The 24,999-nt window shown below is 63.2% G+C and carries 23 protein-coding genes; 7 read left to right on the top strand and 16 right to left on the bottom strand.

Translation table 11 applies throughout. The features are described 5' to 3' along the window. Positions 1-21 precede the first annotated feature (21 nt). Genes AQZ49_RS01245 through AQZ49_RS22040 form a run of 3 tightly spaced genes read right to left on the bottom strand, consistent with a single transcriptional unit; the run spans position 22 to position 2,980 of the window. Positions 22-930 (bottom strand): tyrosine recombinase, encoded by a 909-nt coding sequence (locus AQZ49_RS01245; protein WP_255355389.1) that lies wholly within the window; start codon positions 928-930, stop codon positions 22-24. A gap of 8 nt (positions 931-938) precedes the next feature. After that, entirely contained in the window at positions 939-2,834 is a 1,896-nt protein-coding gene (locus AQZ49_RS01240; protein ID WP_231738573.1) for a hypothetical protein, read from the bottom strand. After that, positions 2,831-2,980, bottom strand: coding sequence for a hypothetical protein (locus tag AQZ49_RS22040; protein ID WP_156428063.1), 150 nt, complete (start codon positions 2,978-2,980; stop codon positions 2,831-2,833). Before AQZ49_RS22040 ends, AQZ49_RS01240 begins: the two co-directional genes overlap by 4 nt. A 112-nt stretch (positions 2,981-3,092) precedes the next feature. Between AQZ49_RS22040 and AQZ49_RS01235 the strand changes: the two genes are divergently transcribed. Beyond that, positions 3,093-3,662 (top strand): shikimate kinase, encoded by a 570-nt coding sequence (locus tag AQZ49_RS01235; protein ID WP_067611648.1) that lies wholly within the window; start codon positions 3,093-3,095, stop codon positions 3,660-3,662. Then, positions 3,653-4,774, top strand: coding sequence for a 3-dehydroquinate synthase (gene aroB / locus AQZ49_RS01230; protein ID WP_067611644.1), 1,122 nt, complete (start codon positions 3,653-3,655; stop codon positions 4,772-4,774). Before AQZ49_RS01235 ends, aroB begins: the two co-directional genes overlap by 10 nt. 492 nt (positions 4,775-5,266) lie before the next feature. Here the strand turns inward: aroB and AQZ49_RS22035 are convergent, their stop codons facing one another. The 9 genes from AQZ49_RS22035 to AQZ49_RS01190 all read right to left on the bottom strand — a co-directional run bounded on the left by AQZ49_RS22035 (position 5,267) and on the right by AQZ49_RS01190 (position 13,239). Further along, on the bottom strand, positions 5,267-5,665 hold the full coding sequence (locus AQZ49_RS22035) for a hypothetical protein (RefSeq protein ID WP_156428062.1): 399 nt from the start codon (positions 5,663-5,665) through the stop codon (positions 5,267-5,269). Positions 5,666-5,834: 169 nt separating this feature from the next. Then, complete coding sequence (locus AQZ49_RS01225; RefSeq protein ID WP_067611641.1) at positions 5,835-6,305, bottom strand: DUF488 domain-containing protein; 471 nt, start codon at positions 6,303-6,305, stop codon at positions 5,835-5,837. A gap of 2 nt (positions 6,306-6,307) precedes the next feature. Then, entirely contained in the window at positions 6,308-6,679 is a 372-nt protein-coding gene (locus tag AQZ49_RS01220) for a tRNA-binding protein (RefSeq protein WP_067611639.1), read from the bottom strand. 381 nt (positions 6,680-7,060) lie between these two features. After that, positions 7,061-7,843 carry an enoyl-CoA hydratase-related protein gene (locus tag AQZ49_RS01215; RefSeq protein WP_067611637.1) on the bottom strand — a complete coding sequence of 261 codons (783 nt, stop codon included), beginning with the start codon at positions 7,841-7,843 and terminating at the stop codon, positions 7,061-7,063. 70 nt (positions 7,844-7,913) lie between these two features. Next, positions 7,914-8,882, bottom strand: a complete 969-nt coding sequence (locus AQZ49_RS01210) for a glucokinase (RefSeq protein ID WP_067611635.1) — start codon at positions 8,880-8,882, stop codon at positions 7,914-7,916. A gap of 21 nt (positions 8,883-8,903) precedes the next feature. Then, positions 8,904-10,727: a phosphogluconate dehydratase gene (gene edd, locus AQZ49_RS01205; protein ID WP_067611629.1), complete on the bottom strand. Its 1,824-nt coding sequence runs from the start codon at positions 10,725-10,727 to the stop codon at positions 8,904-8,906. After that, a complete protein-coding gene (locus AQZ49_RS01200; RefSeq protein WP_067611626.1) occupies positions 10,724-11,335 on the bottom strand; it encodes a 6-phosphogluconolactonase in 612 nt (203 codons plus the stop codon). The genes edd and AQZ49_RS01200 overlap by 4 nt, the downstream gene beginning before the upstream one ends. Then, entirely contained in the window at positions 11,328-12,776 is a 1,449-nt protein-coding gene (zwf, locus tag AQZ49_RS01195; protein WP_067611623.1) for a glucose-6-phosphate dehydrogenase, read from the bottom strand. Before zwf ends, AQZ49_RS01200 begins: the two co-directional genes overlap by 8 nt. A 127-nt stretch (positions 12,777-12,903) precedes the next feature. Further along, entirely contained in the window at positions 12,904-13,239 is a 336-nt protein-coding gene (locus AQZ49_RS01190; RefSeq protein WP_067611620.1) for an HNH endonuclease, read from the bottom strand. Positions 13,240-13,392: 153 nt separating this feature from the next. Here AQZ49_RS01190 and AQZ49_RS01185 point away from each other — a divergent pair, with 153 nt between their 5' ends. After that, positions 13,393-15,045 carry a hypothetical protein gene (locus AQZ49_RS01185; protein ID WP_067611617.1) on the top strand — a complete coding sequence of 551 codons (1,653 nt, stop codon included), beginning with the start codon at positions 13,393-13,395 and terminating at the stop codon, positions 15,043-15,045. Between the two features lie 87 nt (positions 15,046-15,132). Here AQZ49_RS01185 and AQZ49_RS01180 read toward each other — a convergent pair whose 3' ends face one another. Genes AQZ49_RS01180 through AQZ49_RS01165 form a run of 4 tightly spaced genes read right to left on the bottom strand, consistent with a single transcriptional unit; the run spans position 15,133 to position 18,596 of the window. After that, positions 15,133-15,552 carry a GtrA family protein gene (locus AQZ49_RS01180; RefSeq protein WP_197410872.1) on the bottom strand — a complete coding sequence of 140 codons (420 nt, stop codon included), beginning with the start codon at positions 15,550-15,552 and terminating at the stop codon, positions 15,133-15,135. A gap of 14 nt (positions 15,553-15,566) precedes the next feature. Then, entirely contained in the window at positions 15,567-16,508 is a 942-nt protein-coding gene (locus tag AQZ49_RS01175) for a glycosyltransferase family 2 protein (RefSeq protein WP_067611614.1), read from the bottom strand. A 10-nt stretch (positions 16,509-16,518) separates the two neighbouring features. After that, complete coding sequence (locus AQZ49_RS01170) at positions 16,519-17,367, bottom strand: 2OG-Fe(II) oxygenase (protein ID WP_067611611.1); 849 nt, start codon at positions 17,365-17,367, stop codon at positions 16,519-16,521. 32 nt (positions 17,368-17,399) lie between these two features. Further along, positions 17,400-18,596, bottom strand: coding sequence for a glycosyltransferase family 2 protein (locus tag AQZ49_RS01165; RefSeq protein ID WP_231738647.1), 1,197 nt, complete (start codon positions 18,594-18,596; stop codon positions 17,400-17,402). A gap of 317 nt (positions 18,597-18,913) precedes the next feature. On the opposite strand from AQZ49_RS01165, the gene AQZ49_RS01160 reads away from it, so the two are divergent. The 4 genes from AQZ49_RS01160 to AQZ49_RS01145 all read left to right on the top strand — a co-directional run bounded on the left by AQZ49_RS01160 (position 18,914) and on the right by AQZ49_RS01145 (position 24,889). Further along, the gene (locus tag AQZ49_RS01160; protein ID WP_067611605.1) at positions 18,914-20,467 is read left to right on the top strand and encodes a hypothetical protein; all 1,554 of its coding nucleotides are present in this window, start codon (positions 18,914-18,916) and stop codon (positions 20,465-20,467) included. 169 nt (positions 20,468-20,636) lie between these two features. Further along, entirely contained in the window at positions 20,637-22,058 is a 1,422-nt protein-coding gene (locus tag AQZ49_RS01155; RefSeq protein WP_067611597.1) for a hypothetical protein, read from the top strand. Between the two features lie 165 nt (positions 22,059-22,223). Beyond that, positions 22,224-23,735: a TadA family conjugal transfer-associated ATPase gene (locus AQZ49_RS01150; protein ID WP_197410870.1), complete on the top strand. Its 1,512-nt coding sequence runs from the start codon at positions 22,224-22,226 to the stop codon at positions 23,733-23,735. 185 nt (positions 23,736-23,920) lie between these two features. Then, on the top strand, positions 23,921-24,889 hold the full coding sequence (locus AQZ49_RS01145; protein ID WP_231738571.1) for a DMT family transporter: 969 nt from the start codon (positions 23,921-23,923) through the stop codon (positions 24,887-24,889). The last annotated feature ends 110 nt before the right edge of the window (positions 24,890-24,999 follow it).

The raw sequence follows: 24,999 nt of genomic DNA, 5'->3' as shown, positions 1-24,999 counted from the left end.
TAGGCAAGCGCGCGGATTTGGTCAATGGGAACTGTTGCTGGCGAGCGGATGACGCTGATTGACCAATGCCACCAGCCTTGCCCCGTCAACATGGGTATAGATCTGGGTGGTGGCGATATCGGCATGCCCCAACAGCGTCTGCAACACGCGCAGATCGGCCCCGCCTTCGAGCAGATGCGTCGCAAAGGCATGGCGCAGCACGTGCGGACTAACCTTTTCGGGATCGAGCCCTGCGCGCAAGGCCAGATCGCGCAGCAGTTGAAACAGCCGCACCCGCGACAGATGCCCGCCACGCGGGCTGGGAAACACATGCCGCCCCCCGGCCGGCCGCACGCGCAACCACTGCCGCAGCGCCGCACCCGCGCGTTCGCCCACCGGCACCATGCGCTGTTGCCCGCCTTTGCCGGTGATGGTCAGAAACGGGGCATCGCGCGGCACGGCCGCCATGGCCAGCGACACCAGCTCCGTCGCGCGCAAGCCCGATCCATAGAGCAATTCGATCAGCGCGAGCAGGCGGATCGCCGCCGGATCACCCGTTGCAGCATCATTTTCCGCCAGCGCAAACAACGCCGCCAGGTCCTGGTGTCCCAACAGGCGCGGCAACGGTCGGCGCGGGCGCAGGCGCGGCAGCGCATCGCCGGGATCGTCGGCGCGCCGCCCGTCGGCAACCAGAAAGCCATAGAACTGGCGCAACGCCGAGGCCTTGCGCGCCAGGCTCGATGGTGCAAGCCCGGCCCAGGCCTCGCCCAGCCGCGCCAATGCGGTGCGATCGGCCAGGGTAAGATCGCCGATCAGCGCCGCTGCTCCGGTCAGATCGCGGGCATAGGCGCTCAGCGTGTTGGCCGCTGCGCCGCGTTCGGCCGACAGCATTGCCAGAAATGCGGCAATCGCCGGATCGCTGACCAGTCCGGGCCGGGCCGCGCCAGCCACCGCGCCGCTCAGGTCCGCGCCACGGCCTCGGCCGCGATCATCCGGGCCTCGGCATCGAGCCCGACCTGCCGCAGCGCGCCGATGATGTGATAGAGGTGCATCGGCGTCATGCGATGCCAGCCCGATCCTTGCATGCCATAGCCCGCCAGCATCGCCACCAGTGCCGGATTGTTCGACGCGGCGGCGGCATCGATAGCATCGCTCCACCGGCTGCGGCGGGCCAGATCGATCCCCAGCTTGCCTGCGAAGCCTTGCCCGGTTTGCGGATCGATGCGGCCCAGCCCCATCAGCCCGGCGAGCAGCAGGCCAGAGCGCAAGGTCCCGTCGCTGGTGTCGGACGATTTGAACGCAGCCAGCGCATCCCCGCCAACCGGCGCCAGTTTGGCCGGTGACGCCACCGCCAGAATGCCCCAGGCCTGGCTGCCGACCGCGACATAGGGCGCCCAACGCACCGCATTGCGATCGAGCCCGGCGCTGAGCATCGAGGTCAGCAAGGCCGCCGCATCGCTATCAAGCGCAGCCGAAGGTTCGATCCGAGCGGCGGCATAGGCTGTCAACACCTGGCGCGAAACCTGGCGCACCGGATCGCTGCTATCGCCCCACAACGCCTTGATCGCGCTCAGCCGGTCGGCGGCGCTCGCCGCGACATAGGCATTGTGCAATTGCGTGGCGAGCGGGCCCCAGGTCGCGTCGGGTTCCTGCAATGTCGCAATCTCGGCATAGAGATCGACCATCGCTGCACTCGACAGCACGCCCATCGCCGCGCTCTGGTCTGCCGCCGTCGCGCGCGAGGCCAGCCCGAGCATCGGCGCGCGGGTCGCCAGCAGCGCATAATTGCCCCAGTCTTTGCGCCGCAGGCTTTCGGGCGGTTCGATGCCGCTGGCAAAGGCCAGCCCGGTGCGCCACGGCGTCAGGCTGTCGACATCGCCCCATTCAATCTGCACCGCGCGATGCGTGGTGTTGGCGGACCCTGCAAATTTCTGCGCCAGCAGCACGTCGAGCTTGTTGATCTGCCCGGCCTTCAGATCGTGGTCGAGTTGCGCCAGTGCGGGTGATCCTTCGCTGCCGTTGAAGGCGAGGCAGATCGATCGCGACAGATCCCAGTTCCATTCCACACGGTCCGCCGCTGTCAGCGCATCGATCGGGCACAAGCCTGCCGGATCGGCCGTCGCCAGATAGCTGTCCATCGCCGCGTCTTCGAGCTGGCGGGTATAGAAACCGCTGTCGACTTCCTGCACCAGCGCGCGCGCCGCATCGGCCTCGTCCATGCGCAGCAGCAGTGCCGCCCGCAGCGCCGCCCAATCCGCGCCGTTCATCCCGACCGGGGTATCCAGCCGACTGGCCAGCACCCGCCGCATCAGGATATGGCCCCAACGCGACACCAGCGGGCCCTGCATCTTGCCCAGCAGCGCCGCGACATAATCGCCGCTGAGATAATGCGTGGAAACCGCAGGGAAACCGCCATCCATTTCGGCCAGAACGCCGACCCGATCGAGGCTGCGCCGCGCGGACAGCGGAATGTCGAATTTGGGCGCCGATTTCTGCACCAGCAGGTCGATCACCGCCGGATCGATGGCATCGATCGGATCGACCTCAGGCGCTGCCGCCGGTGCAGGCGTGCCGGCGGTAACCGCCGTATCTTCGGGCAGGGTCGCGCGGGTGGGCACGGCCAGCGCAGGATGGGCGGGCGCCGCAGAGGCGTGCGGCACAGGCGCCGTGGCGTGCGCTGCCGGGGCACTGGTCGGGTGTGCGGTCGGGCGCGGACTGGGCGTTGCACGTGGGCGCGGCGCGGGGCGCTCGTCAAATCCGGGCGGCAACAGCGATTCCTGTGCAGCCAGTGCACCGGTCAGCCCGGCAGACAGCGCCAGGCCGATCACGATCAGGCGAAACCGGGGCCGCATCATGCGCCGCCCGCCTGCGGGGTGGCGATCTGAACCGGAATTTCCACCATCTGCGCCGGCTGCACGCCGCCCCTGACCCATGCCACCACCATGATCGCCAATGCCAGAACGATCACCAGTCCGGCGGCCAATGCAATCCCGATCTTCACCAGTCGCCTTTTCGTTCGCTCGCCGTGCCAAACGGGGTGCCACATCGCTGTGGCGTTGCGCGTGCGCTGCCCTGCTTGCATCTGCCCTAGCGCAAGTATAGGCGACCCGGCAATGGAGCACGACACCCTCTCGCACACGCAGATCCAGCGGATCGCCGGACGGCTCGACCGTTCGGTGGTGCTGGTGGGCATGATGGGGGTCGGCAAGACCACGGTCGGGCGCAAGCTGGCCGGGCTGCTCGGCCTGTCGTTTGTCGATGCGGACGAGGAAATCGAACGCGCCGCGCATATGACCATCCCCGACATCTTTGCCCAATACGGCGAACCTTATTTTCGTGATGGCGAACGCCGGGTGATCGCGCGGCTGGTCGGCAACAGCGAAACGCACCAAGTGCTGGCAACCGGTGGCGGGGCGTTTGTCGATCCCGCCACGCGGCAATTGATTCTCGACCGCGCGATCGCGGTGTGGATCGACAGCGATCTCGACACGCTGGTCGAACGGGTCGGCCGCAAGGACAATCGCCCCTTGTTGCGGGGCGGCAATCCGCGCGAGATCCTGGCGCGGCTGCACGCCGAACGCGCGCCGCTCTATGCCCATGCGCCGATCCGCGTAATCAGCGCGCACCAACCCCACGGTGTGACCGCACACATGATCCTGAAGGCAATCGACGCATGGCTGTAACCCCGTCCGAACAGATCCGCGTAGATATTGCCGGGGCGCCCTATGACGTGCGCATCGCGCCAGGCCTGATCGATCGGCTGGGCAAGGAAGTGCGGCCGTTTGTGCGCAAGGACAGCCTGCCGATCGTGACCGATGTCCACGTCGCGGCGGCGTGGCGCCCGCGAGTCGATGCGGCGCTGGGTGCGGCCGGGATCACCGGCCACTGGCTGGTGCTGCCTGCGGGCGAATCCACCAAATCGTGGGCGTTTTTGGCCCAGGTGGCCGATTTCCTGATTGCCCACGATATCGAACGGCGCGACCGCGTGCTGGCGCTGGGGGGCGGGGTGATCGGCGATCTGACCGGATTTGCCGCATCGATGGTCAAGCGCGGCTGCGGCTTTATCCAGGTGCCGACGACCTTGCTCGCGCAAGTCGATTCGAGCGTCGGAGGCAAGACCGCGATCAACACCGCAGCGGGCAAGAACCTGGTGGGCGCGTTCCACCAGCCCGCGCTGGTGCTGGCCGACCCTGCCACGCTCGATACCCTGCCCCTGCGCGAAGTGCGCGCGGGCTATGCCGAAGTGATCAAATATGGCCTGATCGACGATGCCGATTTCTTCGACTGGTGCGAAGTCCACGGCCCCGCACTGATCGCGGGCGATCCGCAGGCCCGCGTCAGCGCCATCGCGCGCAGCGTGGCGGCCAAGGCGCGGATCGTCGCCGCCGACGAAAAGGAGCTGACCGGGGTGCGCGCGCTGCTCAACCTCGGCCACACGTTCGGCCATGCGCTGGAAGCCGAAACCGGCTTTTCCGACCGCCTGCTGCATGGCGAGGGCGTCGCGCTGGGGATGATGCTGGCGGCGCGCTATTCGGTGCGCCGGGGATTGATGCACGGGCAGGATGCGCAGCGCCTTGTCGCGCACCTGGCCGCGGTGGGCCTGCCATCATCGCTCGGCGCGCTGAACCTGGGCTGCACTGGCCAGCGCCTGGCCGATCACATGCTCCACGACAAGAAGATGGACGCAGGCACCCTGCCCTTTCTGCTGTTGCGCGGTATCGGGCAGACCTTTCTGGCCAAGGATGTCGATCTGGCCGATGTCGCCGCGTTCCTCGACGCGGAACTGGCGCGTTAGGGAATATTGCATTCTGTGCGGTCGCCTCTGCAGTCTCAAGAGCTGCCTGCGCCGCACTCAACGCATTTTGAGCTGCCGTGACAGCCCCTTGAGCCGCGTTCCACGCTGTGCTTACTGCACTTACGGCGCCGTTGATCGCAACTTGCGCAGCCTCATATACGCCTTCCAGCACCTTATTGATCGCTGCTTCAAATGCAGAACTCGCAATAATATTAGCGTTGTTGGGCGTCGTGTCGTCTTGCGCTGCTGATTGCGCCGCAGCTCCGGCGGTTGTGGCCGCGAAACCTAGCATTTGACTTAGAGAGCTGCCTAATCCAGGAATAATCTGCGTGACGGCACCGATACTGGAAAATGCAGACGAAAATCTTGTGGCGAGCTCATCGATGTTAAAGTTACTTTCGACGGCCGCTGGCCAATCTTGGACAAAAAATGACCACCAGGATTTTCCGTTATTTTGCCAACTCACCACAAATCCTTTCATAAAATTATTAATTATTGATAATATACATTTTTTTCAATATACGCCACGAAACAATTCCCATCGTAACAATTAAAATCCACCAGATCATTTCCAACTCTAAAATAATTTATTTCTCGTAGATATAACAACCCATAACTTCTTATCAAATCATCAGGTACTTTATCCACGCCGCACAAACTCGAAATTTTATCGCCGGCTTGATAATTTTCTTTTGCACAACCTAAAGGCCAAATAAATTTATCCGCCCTTATATGAGGATGATGATTTACGACTTTATATTTATAAGAAATATTATGGAAAATCAACACAATTGACAGTAAAAAAAGTCCAAACAACCTAGCGCGAAACGTATCAGCAAATATAAAATCTTTAATGCCTGTAATATATTTTGATATTTTCGACGAACTCATTTCGATTTCCAACTACAGAGAATATCCGGTAGGAAATGTCCGGATATCCGAGGCCAATGGCATGTCAATTGAGACTGTCGTAACACTTTAGCGAACCTCCAAGCGCGCAGAGCCATCGTGTCCATCTCTCGGCACAAGAGAACTGCTCCGATAGAACGATTTCTCCAGATCATTCACACACCCCCACTGCGCAACTCCATTGACCATCGCCCACAAGGTCTATCGCCGTAAAATCGGGCAACGCCGCCGCGCGCAGCAGCGTCCTGTGGCACCCGCAGGCATCGCGCTCGAAACACAGCAAGGCGGTGCGCCGGGTGTTGGCCAGATCGGCCAGTTGCGCCATCGCGGCCATCGCCTCGGGCAGTTCCAGTTGCCCGGCATAGACCCGTTCGAGCGTTGCCTGATCGTGCCGCCGCGCCGCCGCGCGCCCCTCTGGCGGGGTGCCCAGCGCGCGCAAATGGGTATAGCCAATACCGGCCTCGGCCAGATTGGCCGCCAGGGCAGACTTCGAAAAGCCTGGCCGCCGCGACAGCGGCAACGCGCGCACGTCCGCCACCACTTCGACCTCCGCCCCGGTCAGCGCAGCCAGAAATGCGCCCATCGTCGTTTGTTCATAGCCGATCGTCCACACCATGCGCATGATCAAAACAACCGCGATCCGTTGGGCACCGGGCGATCCGGGGCGAACAGCACGACATTCCCCGCCTCGTCGGCAAACCCCACGGTCAGCACTTCGGACATGAACTTGCCGATCTGTCGTGGCGGAAAATTGACCACGGCGGCAACCTGCCGCCCGATCAGGCTGTCGGGATCATACAGCACCGCGATCTGCGCGCTCGATTTCCTCTCGCCAATGCCCGGCCCGAAATCGATGCGCAGCTTCACGCTGGGCTTGCGCGCCTCCGGATAGGGCTCGGCAGCGACAATCGTGCCGATGCGGATATCGACCCTGAGGAAATCGTCAAAGCCAATGGTGCCCGCAGGCGGTGCGGCAGGATCATGATCAAGATGCATGACCACATTGGACCACGATCCCCACCCCAAAACAAGCATTCCTCCCCGATTCGGGGCTACGGCATACACACATCTTGGTTCGGCACTCGATTTGCCCGACGTACAAGACCAATCGGCATCGACTTCAAGAATGGCGCGCGATGGAGTCGATCGGTGCGACACATAATTTAACATATTGATATTAATAGAATTTCACTCATCCTGAGCCTGTCGAAGGATGCGCGCCGACGTCCGCTCCGGGCGCCAGCAGTACGCCCTTTGGGCAAGTGCCGCGCGCATCCTTCGACAGGCTCAGGATGAACGGATCTTACTGATATTACTGACTTAAATTAAGACCGATGCTCTTGCCTGAATCCCGTAGGATGCGGGGAGGATTTTGGGTTAGTGGCCACTGAACTGCGTCTTGCGCTTTTCCAGAAAGGCGGCGATGCCTTCGGCGGCGTCGGCGCTGTCGCCTGCCTTGCGCTGGCCTTCCGCCTCGATCAGCAGCGTGGTGGCAAGGTCGCTTTCGAGCGCGCGGGCCAGATTCTGGCGCAATGTGCCAAGCGCCACGGTGGGGCCGTTGGCCAGGCGTGTCGCCAGTGCCAGCGCTTCATCCTGCAAGGCGGCATCATCGACCGCCTTGTAGATCAGGCCCCAGTCTTCGGCCTGTTCAGCGCCGATGCGTTCGCCCAGCATCATCATCTGCACCGCGCGCGCCTTGCCGATCAGGCGCGGCAGGATCCATGTCGATCCGCCATCGGGCACCAGGCCGATGTTGACGAAGGCTTGCAGAAAATAGGCACTTTTGGCGGCAAACGTGAAATCGCCCGACAGCGCCAGCGAACAGCCGACCCCGGCCGCAGGGCCATTGACCGCCACCACCACCGGCACCGGCAGGCGCGAAAGCTTGAGAATCAAGGGGTTGTACGCCTCGGTCAACGCCTTGTAGCTGCCCGCGCCGCCGGTGATGCTGCGCGCGCCGGCGGCGGCCAGATCGGCGCCCGAACAGAACGCGCGGCCCTCGCCCGTCAGCAAAACCGCGCGCGCATCGCCCAGCATCGACAGCGCATCGGATATTTCGACCGCCATACCCGGCGGGCAGGCGTTCAGCCGTTCGGGCCGGTTGAGCACGATCTTCGCCACCGGGCCGACGTGTTCCAGACGGATGGTTTCGAAACTCACGGGCGCGCACTCCTGCCTTAATCGTTCGGTTAAGACGGAGCTATCGCGCGCTTGCCGCTTTGGCAAGCGTTCAATCCCGATAGCTTTGCGCAAACGCTGCCGCCGCGCCGAACAGGCCCGGTTGCGGATGGGTGATCAGCTTGACCGGCATGGCGGCCATCATCGCATCGAACCGGCCTTTGGCGCGAAACCGGTCGGCAAAGCCCGAGGCGACCAGATTGTCGCGGATGCGAAAGCCCAACCCTCCCGCCAGCACCAGCGCCTTTGACCCGTGCGCCAGCGCCAGATCGCCTGCCACACTGCCCAGCGACAGGCAGAATCGGTCGACCGCGGCAGCGGCCAGCGGATCGCTGCCATCCATCCCCGCCGCCCAGATCGCCTTGTCATCGCGGTGCGGGATCGCGCGATCCTCGATCGACGCAAGCGTTTCATAGATATCGACGATGCCGGGCCCCGCCACCACGCGTTCGACCGACACGCGGCGATGGCGTTTGCGCAGACGAGCCAGGATCTGGTCCTCGATCCGGTCGAGCGGGGCATAATCGATATGCCCGCCCTCGGTCGGTTGCACGTGATAGCCATGCGCGTGGCGCAACAGCACCGCAACGCCCAGCCCGGTGCCGGGCCCCACCACGCTGATCGCGCCTTCGTCGGGCAGCGCGGTTTCGGGGCCGCAGACATGCAGGAAATGCGCGTCATCGGCCTGCGCCACCGAATGGGCCACGGCAGCAAAGTCGTTAACCACGACATAGCGTTCGGCGCCCAGCTTTTCCGGGATCAGCGTGGGGCGGATGATCCACGGGTTGTTGGTGAACCGGATGATATCGCCGCCCACCGGCCCGGCCACCGCGATCGCCGCCGCAGGTGGCAACGCGCCGCCGCTGATGCGTTCGAATTCCTGCCAGGCAAGCTGGAAACTGGCATGCTCGGCGGTCTTGAGCGTGACCGCCTCGCCCAGTGCGACCACTTTGCCCCCGGTCACTTCGGCCATGGCAAAGCGCGCGTGGGTGCCCCCGATATCGACCGCAACCAGCCGCATGCCCTGTCCCCCTGCCCGCTTTTACAATCCGGCCGCAGCCAGCATCGCCGAACCGCCGCGTTCGGCATCATCGGCATGCGCGCGCATCAGCGCAAACAGTTCGCGCCCCACACCCCAGGCTTCGGCCGGGGCCGGAACCGGCGTGCGCGCGGCCCATTCGGCGGGATCGACCAGCGCGGTCAATTGCCCGGTTTCGGCACAGACCCGCACGATATCGCCATCGCGCAGCAGGGCGAGCGCACCGCCGCGCTTGGCCTCGGGCGACACGTGGATCGCCGCGGGCACTTTGCCCGATGCGCCCGACATGCGCCCGTCGGTGACCAGCGCCACGCGAAACCCGCGATCCTGCAACACGCCGAGCGACGGGGTCAGCTTGTGCAGTTCGGGCATGCCGTTGGCCGCCGGGCCCTGGAAGCGCACGACCACCACCACATCGCGTTCCAGTTCGCCCGCCTTGAACGCGCGGATTACGTCATCCTGGTCGGAAAACACGCGCGCCGGGGCCTCGATCGTCCAGCGCGACCGATCGACCGCGCTGGTCTTGATCGTGCCGCGCCCCAGATTGCCCTGCAACAGCGCGAAACCGCCTTCGGGCTGGAACGGCGCGGCGACCGGGCGCAACAGCGCATCGTTGCCGCTGACCACCGGCGCCGGGGTCCAGCGCAAGGCTTCGTCTTCGAGCACCGGTTGCTGCGCGCCTTCGGCCAGCGAGGCGCCATAGACGGTGCGGATATCGCCATGGGCCAGCCCGGCCCCGACCAGTTCGCCGATGACATAGGGCATGCCGCCCGCATCGGCAAAGGCGTTCACATCGCCCGCGCCGTTGGGATAGACGCTGGCCACCAGCGGCACCGCGCGCGACAGGTCGTCCATGTCGGTCCAGTCGATCTGGATGCCGGCGGCACGCGCGATGGCGGGCAGATGGATCACATGGTTGGTCGATCCGCCGGTGGCGAGCAGGCCGACGATGGCGTTGACGATCGCCTTTTCATCAACGCAGACGCCAAGCGGCCGATAATCGTCGCCGTCCCAGCCGATCTGCGCGATGCGATGGGTGGCCGCGCGGGTCAGTTCCTGGCGCAATTTGGTGTTGGGATGGACAAAGCTGGCGCCCGGCATGTGCAGGCCCATCATTTCCATCATCATCTGGTTGGAATTGGCGGTGCCATAGAATGTGCAGGTGCCCGCCGAATGATAGCTGGCGCTTTCGCTTTCCAGCAATTCGTCGCGGCCCACCTTGCCTTCGGCATAGAGCTGGCGGATGCGCACTTTTTCCTTGTTGGGCAGGCCCGAGGGCATCGGCCCGGCCGGAACCAGGATCGTCGGCAGATGGCCGAAGCGCAAGGCGCCGATCAACAGCCCCGGCACGATCTTGTCGCAGATGCCCAGCAACAGCGCGCCTTCGAACATGGCATGGCTGAGCGCGACGGCGGTGCCCATCGCGATCGTGTCGCGGCTGAACAGCGACAGTTCCATCGAGGGCTGGCCCTGCGTCACCCCGTCGCACATCGCCGGCACCCCGCCCGCGACTTGCGCGGTGGCGCCGATCTCGCGCGCGAACAGCTTGATCTGTTCGGGATAGCGGCCATAGGGCTGATGCGCCGACAGCATGTCGTTATAGGCGGTGACGATGCCGATGTTCATCGCCTTGCCGCCACGGATCGCGGCCTTGTCCTCGCCCGACGCGGCAAAGCCGTGGGCCAGATTGCCGCACGACAGCTTTGGCCGGTCCAGCCCGTCGAACCGCGCGCGGGTGATCAGATCGAGATAGGCCGCGCGCGTCGCGGCAGAGCGCGCGACGATGCGATCGGTGACTTTGGCGACAACAGGATGAAGAGCCATCATTCGCTCCAGTAAATGGTAACCGGCGGCCCATCGCCGCGCAGGAATTCGGACACAGGATAATCGCTAAACCCTGCCATGACACGCTCGATCAGCGCGCGCTTTGACGCGCCGGTCACCACCAGAATGATGCCCTTGCTGGCCTTGAGCGCCCGCTGATTGAGCGTCAGACGGTCGAACGGCGCCTCGGGCGGCAGCGGGATCGGGGTGGTGGCGATCACCGTTGGCCCGGGGCGCAGTTCGGCGCGCATATGCGGAAACAACGAGGCGACATGGCCATCCTCGCCCATGCCAAGCCAGACCAGATCGAACGGCGCCACCGGCGCGCCCTCGACCAGCCGTTCGAACCGGGCCCCACTGGTGCCAAGCGCGGCATGGATCTTGCCGAAATTCGACGCCGGATGATCGTCGGGCACGCGACGATCATCGGTCAGCGCGATCGTCACCTCCGACCAGTCGAGCGCGCGGGTGGCCAGCAGCGCCAGCACCTTGAGCGGGGTCGATCCGCCGGTAAAGGCAAACCGCTTTGGGCCCGGCCGCGCCAGTTCGGCGGCGATCCGGTCGGCCACCGCGGTGGCATCGCCCGGCTCGGCCCAGCGGACGTCAGTCATTCCAGCTTCTCCCGTCGCGCTCGGTCAGCGCGATCGCGGCGTTCGGGCCCCAGCCACCGGCAGCATAGGCCTTGACCTCTTCATCGCCGCTGGCCCAGACGCTGCGGATCGCATCGATCCAGCGCCACTGCGCCTCCACTTCGTCGCGGCGCACGAACAGCGTCTGTTCGCCCTCGATCAGATCGAGCAGCAGGCGTTCATAGGCGATGCGGCGGCGCGCCTTGGCAAAGGCAGTGGTCAGCGACAAGTCAAGATTGACCTCGCGCAGCACGATCCCGCCGCGATCGAGCCCAGGCTCCTTGGCCATGACCTGCAGGCGCACATATTCTTCGGGTTGCAGGCGGATCACCAGCCGGTTGGCGCGCGGGCGCCCGCCCCGGTCGGCAAAGATGTTGTGCGGCACGTCCTTGAACTGCACGACAATTTCGCTGCGCCGTTCGGCCAGCCGTTTGCCATGGCGCAGATAGAACGGCACGCCCTGCCAGCGCCAGTTGTCGACATGCGCCTTGATCGCCACAAACGTTTCGGTATCGGAATCCGTACCCAGATCCTCGGCATAGCCAGTGACAGTGTGCCCGAGCACCGCGCCCGCGCGATACTGCCCACGCACCATCTCTTCGGATTTGACCGGGCGCAGCGCGCGCAGCAGCTTGACCTTTTCATCGCGGATCGAGGTGGCGTCGTATTCGCGCGGCGGTTCCATCGCGATCATCGCCAGCAATTGCAGCATGTGGTTCTGCACCATGTCGCGCAACGCGCCGGTGTCGTCGTAGAACCCCTTGCGCCCTTCCAGCCCAACCGTTTCGCTGACGGTGATCTGCACGTGGTCGATATGCGCCGCGTTCCACAACGGTTCGAACAGCACATTGCCAAAGCGCAGCGCCATCAGGTTCTGCACGGTTTCCTTGCCCAGATAATGATCGATGCGGAAAATCTGGTGTTCGGCAAACCCCGCCGCGACCGCATCGTTGATCCGCGCGCTCGATGCCAGATCGTTGCCCAGCGGCTTTTCCAGCCCGATGCGCACCCCCGCATGGGCGAGCCCCGCATGGCGCAACCCGTTGATGGTCGCTTCGAACAACGCTGGCGCGGTCGACAGGAAAATCGCCAGGCCACAGGACGTGTCGCCCAGCTTTTCGGCCAGCGCAGCGAAGCCTTCGACATTCGACGCATCGAGCGACTGGTAATGCAGCCGGTCGAGAAATCCGCTCAGCCGCGCCGGATCCTTGCGATCGGCAGGCAGGAATTCATCGAGCGCCGCCTGCGCAAAGGCGCGAAACCCTGCATCGTCGAGATCCGAGCGCGCGGTGCCGACAATGCGCAAATCCGGCGAGATCAGATCGTCTTCATGCAGCGCGAACAGCGAAGGCAACAGCATGCGGCGGGACAGGTCGCCCGTTGCGCCAAACAGCAGCAGGGCGGAACAACTGGTCGCGGCCATTGGTGGATTCTCCAAACGTCTGGCCCCACGGGGCTGCACCTGCCCTAGGAGCGAAATGCCATGCATTAAACATGCATAAGTATGCAGCTTACGACACCTTGCGGTTCATAGCTATGCGCGGGCCGCGCTACCGCTTGCGGCGCGGTGCGGTCGGCGCGTCGAAATCGGGCGCCTTTTCGGCCACCCAGCCCAGAAACCGCACGATCTCGGGATGATCAACCAGCTTTGCCCGATCCCCCGCACTGCGTGCGAGTTCGGCATTGGTGAACACGCTTTCGATCGTGCGCCGACAGATCGGATGCACCGCCACTGTCGCCCGCCCGCCCCGGCTTTTGGGAACGGGATGATACTGATCGACGCTGTCGCCCAGCACCCGCCCGCACAGCCAGCAAGTCGGAGGCGGCGCGGGGGGCTGATCGTCATCGAGATCGAACGCGAATTTTCGGCGATCATGTCGGGCCATTAAGCAGGTGCTAACCTTGTTTTGCGATGGCGCCAGTGCGGAAATGCACGCTGCGCTCGGGGGCTTATGACTACTGCACCACAAGACACTGCGGCAAGCTCCGAAACGGCAAAGCAAGCAGAAGGTGCGCTTGCTGCGAGACTGGTGCGGGTCATGTGTTGTGCGGTTGCGGCCGCGTTCGTGCTGTCACTGACGTTTCGGCCGGTCAGCAATGTATCGGCGTTCATGCTCCATCGCCAGGATCGCTGGCTGTTGCTGGTGGCGGTTGTGCTCGCATTGATCTGCCGCGTCCGGTTGCCCCGGCGATGCCGCCTGCCGCAAGTGGGTTACGGCACTTTGCTGCTGGTTGCGCTCGGTCTGCTCTCAATTACCTATCTCGGCCATTTCCTGGTACTTTGCGGTTATGATCTGAGCCGCGACGAACAAATGGCCAGCTTTGACGCGGAGGTGTTCGGACAGGGGCATCTGGTGGGACCACTCCCCGCATTCTGGCGCGATCACGCCGATGCCCTCAACACGCTATTCATGGTGCCCGCGGGCCATCGCGCAGCATGGATTTCGGATTATCTTCCGATCAATGCCGGGCTGCGTGCGATCGTCGGGCTGATCGGCATGCCATATCTGGTCGGGCCATCGATGACCGCAATCGGGGCAATTGCGTTATGGGGTTGCGTACGGCGCTTGTGGCCAGCGGATCGCGAGGCGGTGCTGGTCGCTCTGCTGCTCTATGTCGGTTCGGCACAAGTGCTGTTTGCCGGGATGACGAGCTATGCCATGCCCGACCACCTTGCGCTCAATCTGGTCTGGCTTTGGCTGTTCCTGCACCGTACACGAGTGGCGGACTTGGCTGCACTGGTGGTCGGCTTTGCCGCCAATGCACTGCATCAGCCATTGTTTCATCCGATCTTCGTTGTTCCGTTCATGCTTGTGCTGGTGCACGAACGGCGATGGGACCGATTGGGGCTCTATGCCTGTGGCTATGCCGCGATCGTCGGTTTCTGGGCGTGGTGGCCGGGCTGGGTCTGGTCGCTGGTGCAGGCAGGTCCCGACGCACCGCGCCCGCACGACGCCAACTACATCGCGCACGTGGCTGCGATGGTGCGCGATCGCGATCCGATGGGCATGGCCGATATGGTTGCCAATCTGCTGCGCTTCGTGGCGTGGCAGCATCTTCTGCTGGTTCCTCTGATGCTGATCGGTGCGCGCCTCTATCGCAAGGACCCGATGACTGCCGCGCTGGCGGGCGGACTGGTGCTGGCGACGCTGGTCATGGCGCTGATCCTGCCCTATCAGGGTCACGGCTTTGGCTATCGATACCTCCACGGGATGATCGGCAACGCCATTCTGCTGGCGATCCATGGCTGGAAATCGCTGGATGACCGTACAGGACAATCGCGCGCGCTCTTGCTGCGTACGAGCGCGGTCGGCATGCTGGTACTGATCCCGATGCAAGCCTGGATGTCGCACGTGTTCTATGCTCCGTCAGCGGAGGTATCCGCCAGACTTGACAAGATCGACGCCGATTACCTGGTGATCGGTGGCGACGATGTGCCAACCGCGCGCGACGTTGTGCTGAACCGACCCGCGCTGGACCGGCGCCCCCTGCGCCTGCTGCGTGAAAAGCTCGATCCCGCGACGATCGCAGCAATCTGCGCAAGTCACCCCCGTGTTGCACTGATCGGCAACACCGTGCTTGACCCGATCGGCAAGTATTACGCGCTGGGACACTGGCCGGTCGATGCGATCAACCGGGATTTCGCACCGGGCCTTGCCAGTGCCGGATGTGCAGTGCGTATTGTGGGCTAGACCTTATGCAAAACAGCGGGGATATGCCAACCCACCCGCTGCTGTTCGCTATCGCGGATCTGTGGCAGGGCAGTCTTGTGCGGCGGGTTAGCGATGGCTGATCAACCGGCCGACGATGGCCAATCGGGCAAAACCATAATTGTATAGCATCATCATCACTGTGCTGGTCGGCGAGGCGATCCACATCGGCAGACCAAGCAATGTTACCAGCACAGCCAACGTCACGACCGCGAGAGGTATGCCGACAGAAGTTCCGCACAGAAACTGCCCATAGGCGCGCCAAGTCTTGCGCCTGCGAAAACTGTAATGTGCGTGCAGGCCATAAGCGATCGAACCGCTGATGAACGATGACAACACGGTCAGCCAGACATAGGAATATCCTAGCCGGTTCCCACCGATCAGCACCACATTGTTGATGACCGCACAAATCCCGCCGATGAAGATGTAGCGGACCTGTTCGCGTTCGATCGCCGTGCGAACAAGCCTTGTCGGCACGGAACGGACCATGCCCGGCGCCCGGATCAAAGCGCGCCTGCCCGCGCCAGCGCCAGACGCGGACGCAATCGGTCGATCAGCGCGGTCTCGGCAAGACACCGTCGCGCGCCCCATGGCCCAAGCGCCGCAAGCCGCAACAATGCGCTGAGCAGTCCGGCCCTGCGCCCTTGCGCGGCGGCCGCGAGGGCGCAGTTCATCGCAATACTGGCCCGCGCGCGGCGCAGCGTGCTGCCGTCCACCGGCGCCAGCGCCGCACTATGCCGCGCCAGCACTATTTCGTGTTGCGCACGATAGTCAGCGATGTTGCGACTGCCCGTCATCGTCAGCGACCCACCATGAACGCGAAACGCGGTCGTTGCCTGTGGCCGTACCACCACATCGCCCAACACCGCCAGTTTCAGATAGAAATCCCAGTCTGCGGAGAACCACAATTCGTTGTCGAGACCGCCGGTTTCAAGCCAGGCACTGCGCTTTATCACCGGGCTTGGTATGGCAATCGAGTTCTGTACGACCAGCGTATTTGCAAGCGACCGCCCGTCTTGGCGTCCAGCCGCAAATGGCAAGCGCCAGGCGCCCAGGTCCCTTCCGTCCGGCCCGATAAAGCGCGACGGCGCGATTGACATGACGGCATCGGGGTTTTCGACAATCGCCGCGCGCACGGCAACGAGGTGACCCGGCAGCCAGACATCGTCCTGATGCAGCATGACGACATGCGGCGCACAGGCTTCGCCCACCCCCAGATTGGTCTTTGCGGTCCACGGCTTGCAACCCGGCGTCTCTTGCCAGACGATGTCGATCCGATCCGCAAATTCGCGCGCGACAGCCCGGGCCGCACCGCCGTCGTCGCCCGAATTGTACATCCTGAATTCAACGCCGTCGGGCTGTTCGGCGGCGACACTGGCCAGCGTCGCGCCGAGCAACGCCGCACCGCCGTGGACCGGCATGATCACGCTGAGCCAGTTGCTCATGACAGACCCGTCACGCCGACCGGTCGTAGCGGTGTGGATTCGTGTAAAGCCGGTTCCCGGTCAGCTTGAGCACGGCGGTGCGCACGCTGTTGTCGATCCTCATGACGACATCGGCAAGCCCCGCGCAATGTTCCGCGCGAAATGACGTGGCGTGGAAATAGGGCTGCCGATCGGGCGACTGTTCGGAAAAATAATAGTTCGACACGCATTGCCGAACCCCTTGTCCGACGACCTCGTTCACCGAATGCCATGAACAGCGGTCGGTCGCCATCAGTGCCAGACGGTTGAATTTGCTGGCGATGGTGCGCGGCGCTCCTTTCGGGCCGTTATCCCAAAGTTGCAGCGAACCGCCATCGGCTTCCTGCCAACCGGGCGTCACATAATATAGCAGGTTGAGCACGCGATATCGTTGCCGCCGCGCATCGTGAGAGTTGTCGAGATGCGGACGTAGGAAATTCCCAGGCGCCATGGCGCTGATGCCGCCCGCGTAGAGATCCGCGTCAGGTTCGATCGCGCGGAGCCCGGTGATCTCGGCGACCAAAGCGATGACCCGCGCATCCTGAAAGGCGAAGACCGCCTCTTCGAGCAAGGGGCTATAGCGGTTCATCTGCGCGCCAACATATTTGCGTTCGCGGATGGATCCTTTGGCTGTCATCGCATCGAGCGACGGAAACGCCGAACCGATCGCCAGCGCAAGCGGTTCCGGCAAAAGTTCGTCGATAACAGCAGAGCGGACCGCATGGCCCGCGCGCCATTGCCCCCTGGCCTCGTCGAGAGTCTCGGTCAAGCGCGCGACAATGCCATCGGCAATTTCTTTCCGTTGTGGAAGCGGTGCCGCAGTGATCCTCGTCTCGAGCATTGTTCGGTCCTTTGAGGTTACGCGTGGGTCGATCACCAGATCGATCTTGCGGACAAAGCCAGCAGTTGCGTCGAAATCGCGTTGTCCGGGCAGAACTGCGCATCGTGTCCGGCGATGATCGAAAGCAAAAACCCACCCAGCGCGGTTTGCATCCCGGTCACACCCAACACCACCGAGATCAGCAAGGGCAGAGTCGTGGGCAGCGCCTGAAAATCGAGCGAAGTCCACCAATAGATGACCGCGCCAAACGACAGGATCGATGCGATGATCGCGCCACCGCCCGCGATCAGTGCGTTTTCAAGCGTGAGAACGGGTGACAGGCGGCGCAGGATCGGTCGCAACGGGCGATATCCCTGACGCACGCCATAGCAATGGGTTGCCAATGCCATCACTGCAGCAAAGTGCCCGGTGGTCAACAGAAACGCACCGACGATCCCCCAACTGACCCCCAGCCGCGGTTCACCCGGCAAAAGGTGTAAGGTGAACAATGTCAGCAACACGAAAATGAGCGCGCCTGCCCCCATCATCAGCGCGGCCGGCACCCCGAATGCCCAGGTCGGGCTCAGCATGAACAGATAGCGTAAATGGCGCCACCCATCGCGCCACGGCCGCAGATGCGGGGCACGATCACGCAGATCCCGCGACAGCGTGGCGGGAACCTGTTCGATCACCATGCTCAGCAACGAGGCCTTGATGACCATTTCGCTGGCGAATTCCATACCGTCGCTAGTCAATCCCAGCCGGGCATAGCAATCCTTGCGAATCGCGCGCAACCCGCAATGGGCATCGTCGATGCCCGACCGGAAAAACAGGTTGAGCACACCTGTCAGCACGGGATTGCCGATATAGCGGTTTTTCCACGGCATCGCGCCTGGTGCGATGCCGCCCTTGAACCGCGATCCCATGCACAGATCGCCGCCCTCGACGAGGCGTGTGACCATCGCCACTGCGTCGTTGAAATCATAACTGCCATCGCAGTCGCCCATTACCAGATAGCGCCCGTAGGCAGCATCGAAACCGCCGATAATTGCGGCGCCATACCCCTTGCGGCTGACATTCACCACCCGCGCACCGAGCGCAGCGGCCAGAGCCTGGCTGCCGTCGGTGGAACCGTTGTCGGCAATCACCACTTCGCCGGAGAGTCCATGAACTGCGTGGATTCGGTCAAGCGCCTCAAGCGCATTGGCTATGCAATGACGCAATGACTGGACTTCGTTCAGGCATGGCATGACGATCGATACATCCAGGGGCACGATCGCCTCGCCGAATGATTGAGCGGTTCGCAGTTCCATTTCGCCCCCAAAACCTCGCCAGTTCATTGCTGGGGATTAAGTCAAAATGGTTAGTAACCGGTTATCCGTCCCTCGGCTTTGCGTCTCGACAGAAGCGGCTGCGCCCTTACGATCGCGTGGGAGCGCATCGCCTGCCATTAATGTTGTGCTAACCTTGATTTGCGAACCAACGAAGCGGTCATCAATGCCCGGATGGTCAGGATGATGCTACAAAAGCGGTTTGGGAATACCCATGACAAGGTGGTCAACATAACATGAACGTGCGCGCAATCGGACCGGCCATCGCGTCCAAGGCACGCGACCGCGTCGCCATCGACTGGCGTTGGTTCGCGCTGTTTGGGTTTGCCGCGTGGGTCCTGATTGTCGGTAGCCATCACGAGCCGTGGTTCGACGAAGCCCAGGCATGGTTGCTGGCGCGTGATAGCGGGTTCCGGACGCTGCTGACGCAACGCGTACGTTACGAAGGCACGCCGGGACTGTGGCACGCCCTGTTGTGGCTAGCCATCCGCGCCGGCCTGCCGTTCAGCGACCTGTTTGTCCTGCCCGCCGTCTGTGCGATCACCGGGGCGGCGCTGATCCTTTGGCGATCGCCATTTCCCGCCGGTGTCCGTCTGGGCCTGCTTGGCTCGTATTTCTACGGCTTCCAATTCTCGGTCGTGGCCCGCAGCTATTCGACGGATCTCGTGCTGATGCCGCTGGCCGCAACGTGGTTTGCCACGCGGGTCGACAAGCCGGTCCGCTATGCGCTCGTGCTGGGGCTGATCGCCAACGGCAATGCCCACGGTTTTCTGCTTGCATGCGTGCTTGCGCTCGAACTGGCCTGGCAGATTGCCGCCACCGGGCGCACAGGTCGATCTGCTGCAATAGGTGCGATAGGGGTGGGCGCGGCCATGATCCTGTTTGCGCTGTTCTGCGCTTGGCCTGCTGCAGACAACGAATATTCTCAACTTCGTCTGCGTGGCACGCCGCTGCTCAACGTGATCGATTACTACAGCAACGCGTTTGTCGACCGTCTGGACGTATGGTCCTGGAATCCGCCGGGGAAATTTGACAATTTTGTGCGTGTCGTCCTGTCGTTCGGATTGCTGGAGCCTTTGGCACGGTTGATTGCGGCCGGGCGAAACCGCGCCTTGTCGCTGGCAATTTTCGGGGTGCTGACCCTTTTTTCCGCTTTGGTCTATGCGCGCGAATGGCATGCCGGCATTCTGTTTCTGGCGTGGATGTTCGTGTTCTGGACGCAATGGAGCAACCCGGTTTCGGCCCGCGTGCGGCGCAACGCGGTTGCGGCGATGTCGGTCATTTTGGCGTTGCAGGCTGTAGAGACCGTTCGCACGGGCATCTGGGATATTGGCCATGTCTTTTCTCCCGGTCGGCAGGCTGCCGCAGCCGTATTGGCATTCCGATCCGAACATCCTCATGCCCGCATCGACGGGTACGGCGATTTTGCGTTCAACATACAGCCTTGGCTGGATGGCAATGTCTTTGCTGATTACCACCACGGTGCGAAATCGATGTCTTATGTGCGATGGGATCGGGAGGAACCGTGGATGGCCGGATCGTGGCAAGCAAACACCCATCTGGCGTTTTGGCATTCGGTTCTCGCCGATCGCCCCGGTCTGATCGTTGCCTCGCCGCTCAACCGATTTTCGGTTGGCGGCTATCGCGCGGATCTTGTGCCGGAAGCGTGCGCGGCGGGCTATGGCCTGCGCGCCGCTTTCGGCGGCACCATCGTGTGGCGTGGCGTACCGGACGGCGATGAAACGCTCTACCTGTTCGAGCCCAATGATCGCGGTCCCTGTGGCCGATAGGAATTCCACTTTGCAGGCCCTTGGGGAAAAAAAGACGGTGTCACGACAGGCCAACATGGGCGCTGCGTCCCGTGGCAAACGCGAACAGGCGTGCCGATGGGGCCTCGGCCTTGTCGTGGTGACCTATATCTTCGCTGCATGCGTCCGCATCAGCCATGCTCCCTTGTGGATGGACGAAGTTCTTGCGGTGACAGCCGCCCGGCAGCCAAGCCTTGCGGGTGTTTGGCAGACGATCTGGACCGGCACCGACTTTTCACCACCGACCTATCATTTCGGCCTCCACTTTCTGCCAGGACTGGACGCGCACACGCTGGCGGTGTCGCGCCTGCCGTCGGTCGTCGCCGCCCTGTGTGCGGCGATGTGCATCCATTCCATCGCCTTGCGGCGGTTCTCCCCGCCGGTTGCCATGATCGCTTGCGGCGCGACGCTGGCTTCGCCCTTGCTGGATTTTGCGGTGCAGGCCCGGCCATATGCGCTGACCACTGCACTGTTCGCGGCCACCCTGGCAATTTGGGACACATTGCCGACGGCCACCCGGGATCGCAAGGCCGCGCTATTCGGCCTGTGGGCGGCCTTGTCGTGCTGTGTCAGCCTGCATTTTTATGGCGTTATCGCTGTCGGAAGCTTGATTGTGTGTGAAGCGCTGTGGACCGTTGGCAACCGCGCGCTGCGCTGGCCGGTGTGGGGTGCGCTTGCCGCAGTCGGGCCGGTGTTTCTGGCTTGGCTGCCATTGGCATCGCATTTGCACGCGATCAGCGCGATCGATCAACGGGCGCCCGGTTTCTATGGCAGGCCGACCCTGGGCGGGCTCTACTATGCCTATACAGGTCTCCTGATCGGCAATACCGCGCAAGCTCTTGTCCTTGCCGGTGTCGTGGCCAGTCTGGCGGTGACCGGCTTGCTTGCCGCAAGCAAACCGGCACAGGCATCCGGGGGCAGCTTCCACTCCGTTGGAGCCGACCGCAATCTTGCGATCATGATGATCGGGTTGGCAGTGATCCCGCTCGGCGCCTTTGCACTGGCTGCGGTGGCAACCGGGTCGTTCGTGCCGCGCTATGCCGTGGGGGTTACGCTCTTGCCTGGCCTGGCGATTGCTACGATCATCGCCGCATCGCCCCGGGCGGGATTGGTCGCACTGCTGATGGTGCCGTTTGTCGAGGCCAGCCTACTCGGCCAGACCGCCGACATAGACCAGGCGCCACCGATCCTGTCCGCGCTGAAAATCCTGGACCGCACGCCAGACCATGCACCCGTGCTGATGGGTGACGGACTGCTCTATATCGAAACGGTTGAGGCGGCGCCGGCGGATGTTCGGGTGCGGCTAGGCTATATCGCCAGACCCGCCGATCAGCCCACCCCCGATCCGACCAACGAGAACGAGGTGCTGCGACTGTCAACACTCGATGGACGGTTTCGCGTTACCCCGTTCGATCGGGCGATGCATGCCAGGGTCGGCTTTTATCTTCTAAAAACGATTTCCGAACAGGATGATAGAGCATTCGTTGCGGCGCTGCAGCGCGGGGCGACGGCGACGCTGGTCACGTCCTATGGCGTGACGCAGCTCTATCACGTTTCGCCAAGGCCGCAGTGAGCCCTTATCGCCGCCAAGGCCCCGCGAAAAGGTGGGTATGGCGCAGAACATTTCGGTCTGTTTAGCAAATTCTAAGCATTTTTATGTCTAGTGACGGTTATCAATCCGACAGATTTGCCCGTGGGGATTGATCATGCGGGCACCAGGCAGACGGGATCGTTAGGGATGAGCGCATTTGGTCGCAAGGCTGGTACCGCCGGGGGGGGCGCCGCGATGCGTCCTTCGTTCGGCGTTGCACGACCGATGAAGGGCAATGACAGTGCGCCACCGCTCAGCCCAACGGTGCCCCTGCCCGGCAATGACGGTCGTGGCGGCTATGACGGCAACGACGGTTCGTCGAAGAACACCGATGCGATGGCCCGGCTGGCCGATCGCGCCAACCAGGTGGTGGAAAACCAGCACCACGCCGAAGGGTTCGAGGCCTCGGTCCACAAGATCAAGGAACAGGTGCTGCCGCATCTGCTCGAACGCGTCGATCCCGAAGCCGCCGCCACGCTGACCAAGGAAGAGCTGTCGGAAGAGTTCCGCCCGATCATCATGGAAGTGCTGGGCGAACTGAAAGTCACGCTCAACCGCCGCGAACAGTTCGCGCTGGAAAAAGTGCTGATCGACGAATTGCTCGGTTTCGGGCCGCTGGAAGAACTGCTCAACGACCCCGACGTGTCGGATATCATGGTCAACGGCCCCGACCAGACTTATATTGAAAAGAAGGGCAAGCTGACGCTGGCACCGATCCGGTTCCGCGACGAAAGCCACTTGTTCCAGATCGCGCAGCGCATCGTCAACCAGGTTGGCCGCCGGGTCGACCAGACCACGCCGCTGGCCGACGCGCGCCTGAAAGACGGCAGCCGCGTCAACGTGATCGTGCCGCCGCTCAGTTTGCGCGGCACCGCTATCTCGATCCGCAAATTTTCCGAAAAGCCGATCACGCTCGACATGCTGCGCGATTTCGGTTCAATGAGCGACAAGATGTGCACCGCGCTGAAAATCGCCGGGGCCTGCCGCATGAACGTGGTGATTTCGGGCGGTACCGGCTCGGGCAAGACGACCATGCTCAATGCGCTGTCGAAAATGATCGATCCGGGCGAACGCGTGCTGACGATCGAAGACGCCGCCGAACTGCGGCTGCAACAGCCGCACTGGCTGCCGCTCGAAACACGCCCGCCCAACCTTGAAGGCCAGGGCGCGATTACCATCGGCGATCTGGTCAAGAACGCGCTGCGTATGCGCCCCGACCGCATCATCCTGGGCGAAATTCGTGGCGCGGAATGTTTCGACCTGCTGGCGGCGATGAACACCGGCCACGACGGTTCGATGTGCACGCTCCACGCGAACAGCCCGCGCGAATGCCTGGGCCGTATGGAAAACATGATCCTGATGGGCGACATCAAGATCCCCAAGGAAGCGATCAGCCGCCAGATCGCCGAATCAGTCGATCTGATCGTGCAGGTGAAACGCCTGCGCGACGGGTCGCGCCGCACCACCAACATCACCGAAGTGATCGGGATGGAAGGCGACGTGATCGTCACGCAGGAACTGTTCAAGTTCGAATATCTTGACGAAAGTGACGACGGCAAGATCATCGGCGAATTCCGCGCCGCGGGCCTGCGGCCCTATACGCTGGAAAAGGCGCGCCAGTTCGGGTTTGACCAGGCCTTTCTCGAAGCCTGCCTGTAAAAGCCTGGTTCGAAAGTCGCCTTTCGGCGACTTTGTGCCACCCACCACCCCGCACCCCCGGCCCAACCACCCACAGGGTACCTTAAATGGGCGGTTGGGCCGGGGGTGCGGGGTGGTGGGTGGCACTTTCGAAACAGACTCTAAAACTTGATCTGCGCGCCGCATCGCCCCAAGGCGGTGGTGCCATGTCTGCCGACAGCAATCACCATCTGCGCGCGCTCCATCGCGGAGCGCCGGTCACACAGCGCCCGATGCTGGCGCTGGGATTGCGGCTGGCCTCGGCGCTGCTCTTTTCGATCGTGCTGCTGCTGGTCAAGCTGAGCGGCGATCACGGGCTGTGGTTTCCCGAAACGCTGGTGCTGCGCCAGGTTGTGCCCACAGTACTGCTGTTCGGCTGGCTGGCCGCGCGCGGGCAATTGCACCGGTTGCGCACCGCGCGCCCGCTGGCCCATGCCCGGCGCGGGATCATCGGCGCCGCCACGATGTTCCTGACCCTGGGCGTGGTGCTGTTGCTGCCGCTGGCGGAAGCGACCGTGCTCGGGTTTACCGCGCCGATCTTTGCTGTCGTGCTGTCGGTAGTGCTGTTGCACGAACGGGTTGGCCCCTGGCGGATCGGCGCGGTGGTGCTCGGACTGATCGGGGTGGTGATCATGGCCAATCCCAGCCATTCGCATCTGCCGCTGTTCGGGCTGGCGGTGGGCATCGCGGCGGCGTTCATGGTGGCGTTGATATCGATCCAGTTGCGCGATCTGGGCCGCACCGAGGAACCGGTGACCATCGTGTTCTATTTTTCGGCGATCAGCGTGCCGCTGCTCGCGCTGGCGTTGCCGTTCGCGCCGGCCGGTTATGATCGTGTGTTCCACCACGATCTGATCGGCTGGCTGATGATCGGCGGCATCGGGGGGTTCGGGCTGTTTTCGCAACTGCTGCAAACCACCGCGCTGCGGTATGGCCGGGTATCGAGCGTGATCGTGATGGATTATGCGCAATTCGGCTGGTCGTTGCTGTGGGGCTGGCTGGTGTTCGGCCACTTGCCCCCGGCCAGCACCTGGCTGGGCGCCCCGGCGATCATCGCCGCAGGCGCGATCATCGCACGGCGCGAACACCTGCGCGCCAACCGCACCGATGTCGCCTTGTCGACCGTCACAAATTGACGAAGACGCGCAAATCCCACACCAACGCGGCCTGACGCTCGAGTCCGGGATCCTGCTGCATGTCTTTGATTGCCCTTGCCCTCGCTCTCTCTGCGGCCCCCGCTGCGGAT

The organism is Novosphingobium sp. FSW06-99, assembly GCF_001519065.1.
GTDB lineage: Bacteria > Pseudomonadota > Alphaproteobacteria > Sphingomonadales > Sphingomonadaceae > Novosphingobium.
Note: the sequence above shows the minus strand (reverse complement) of the source record. Positions and strands in the feature narration are given on the sequence as shown.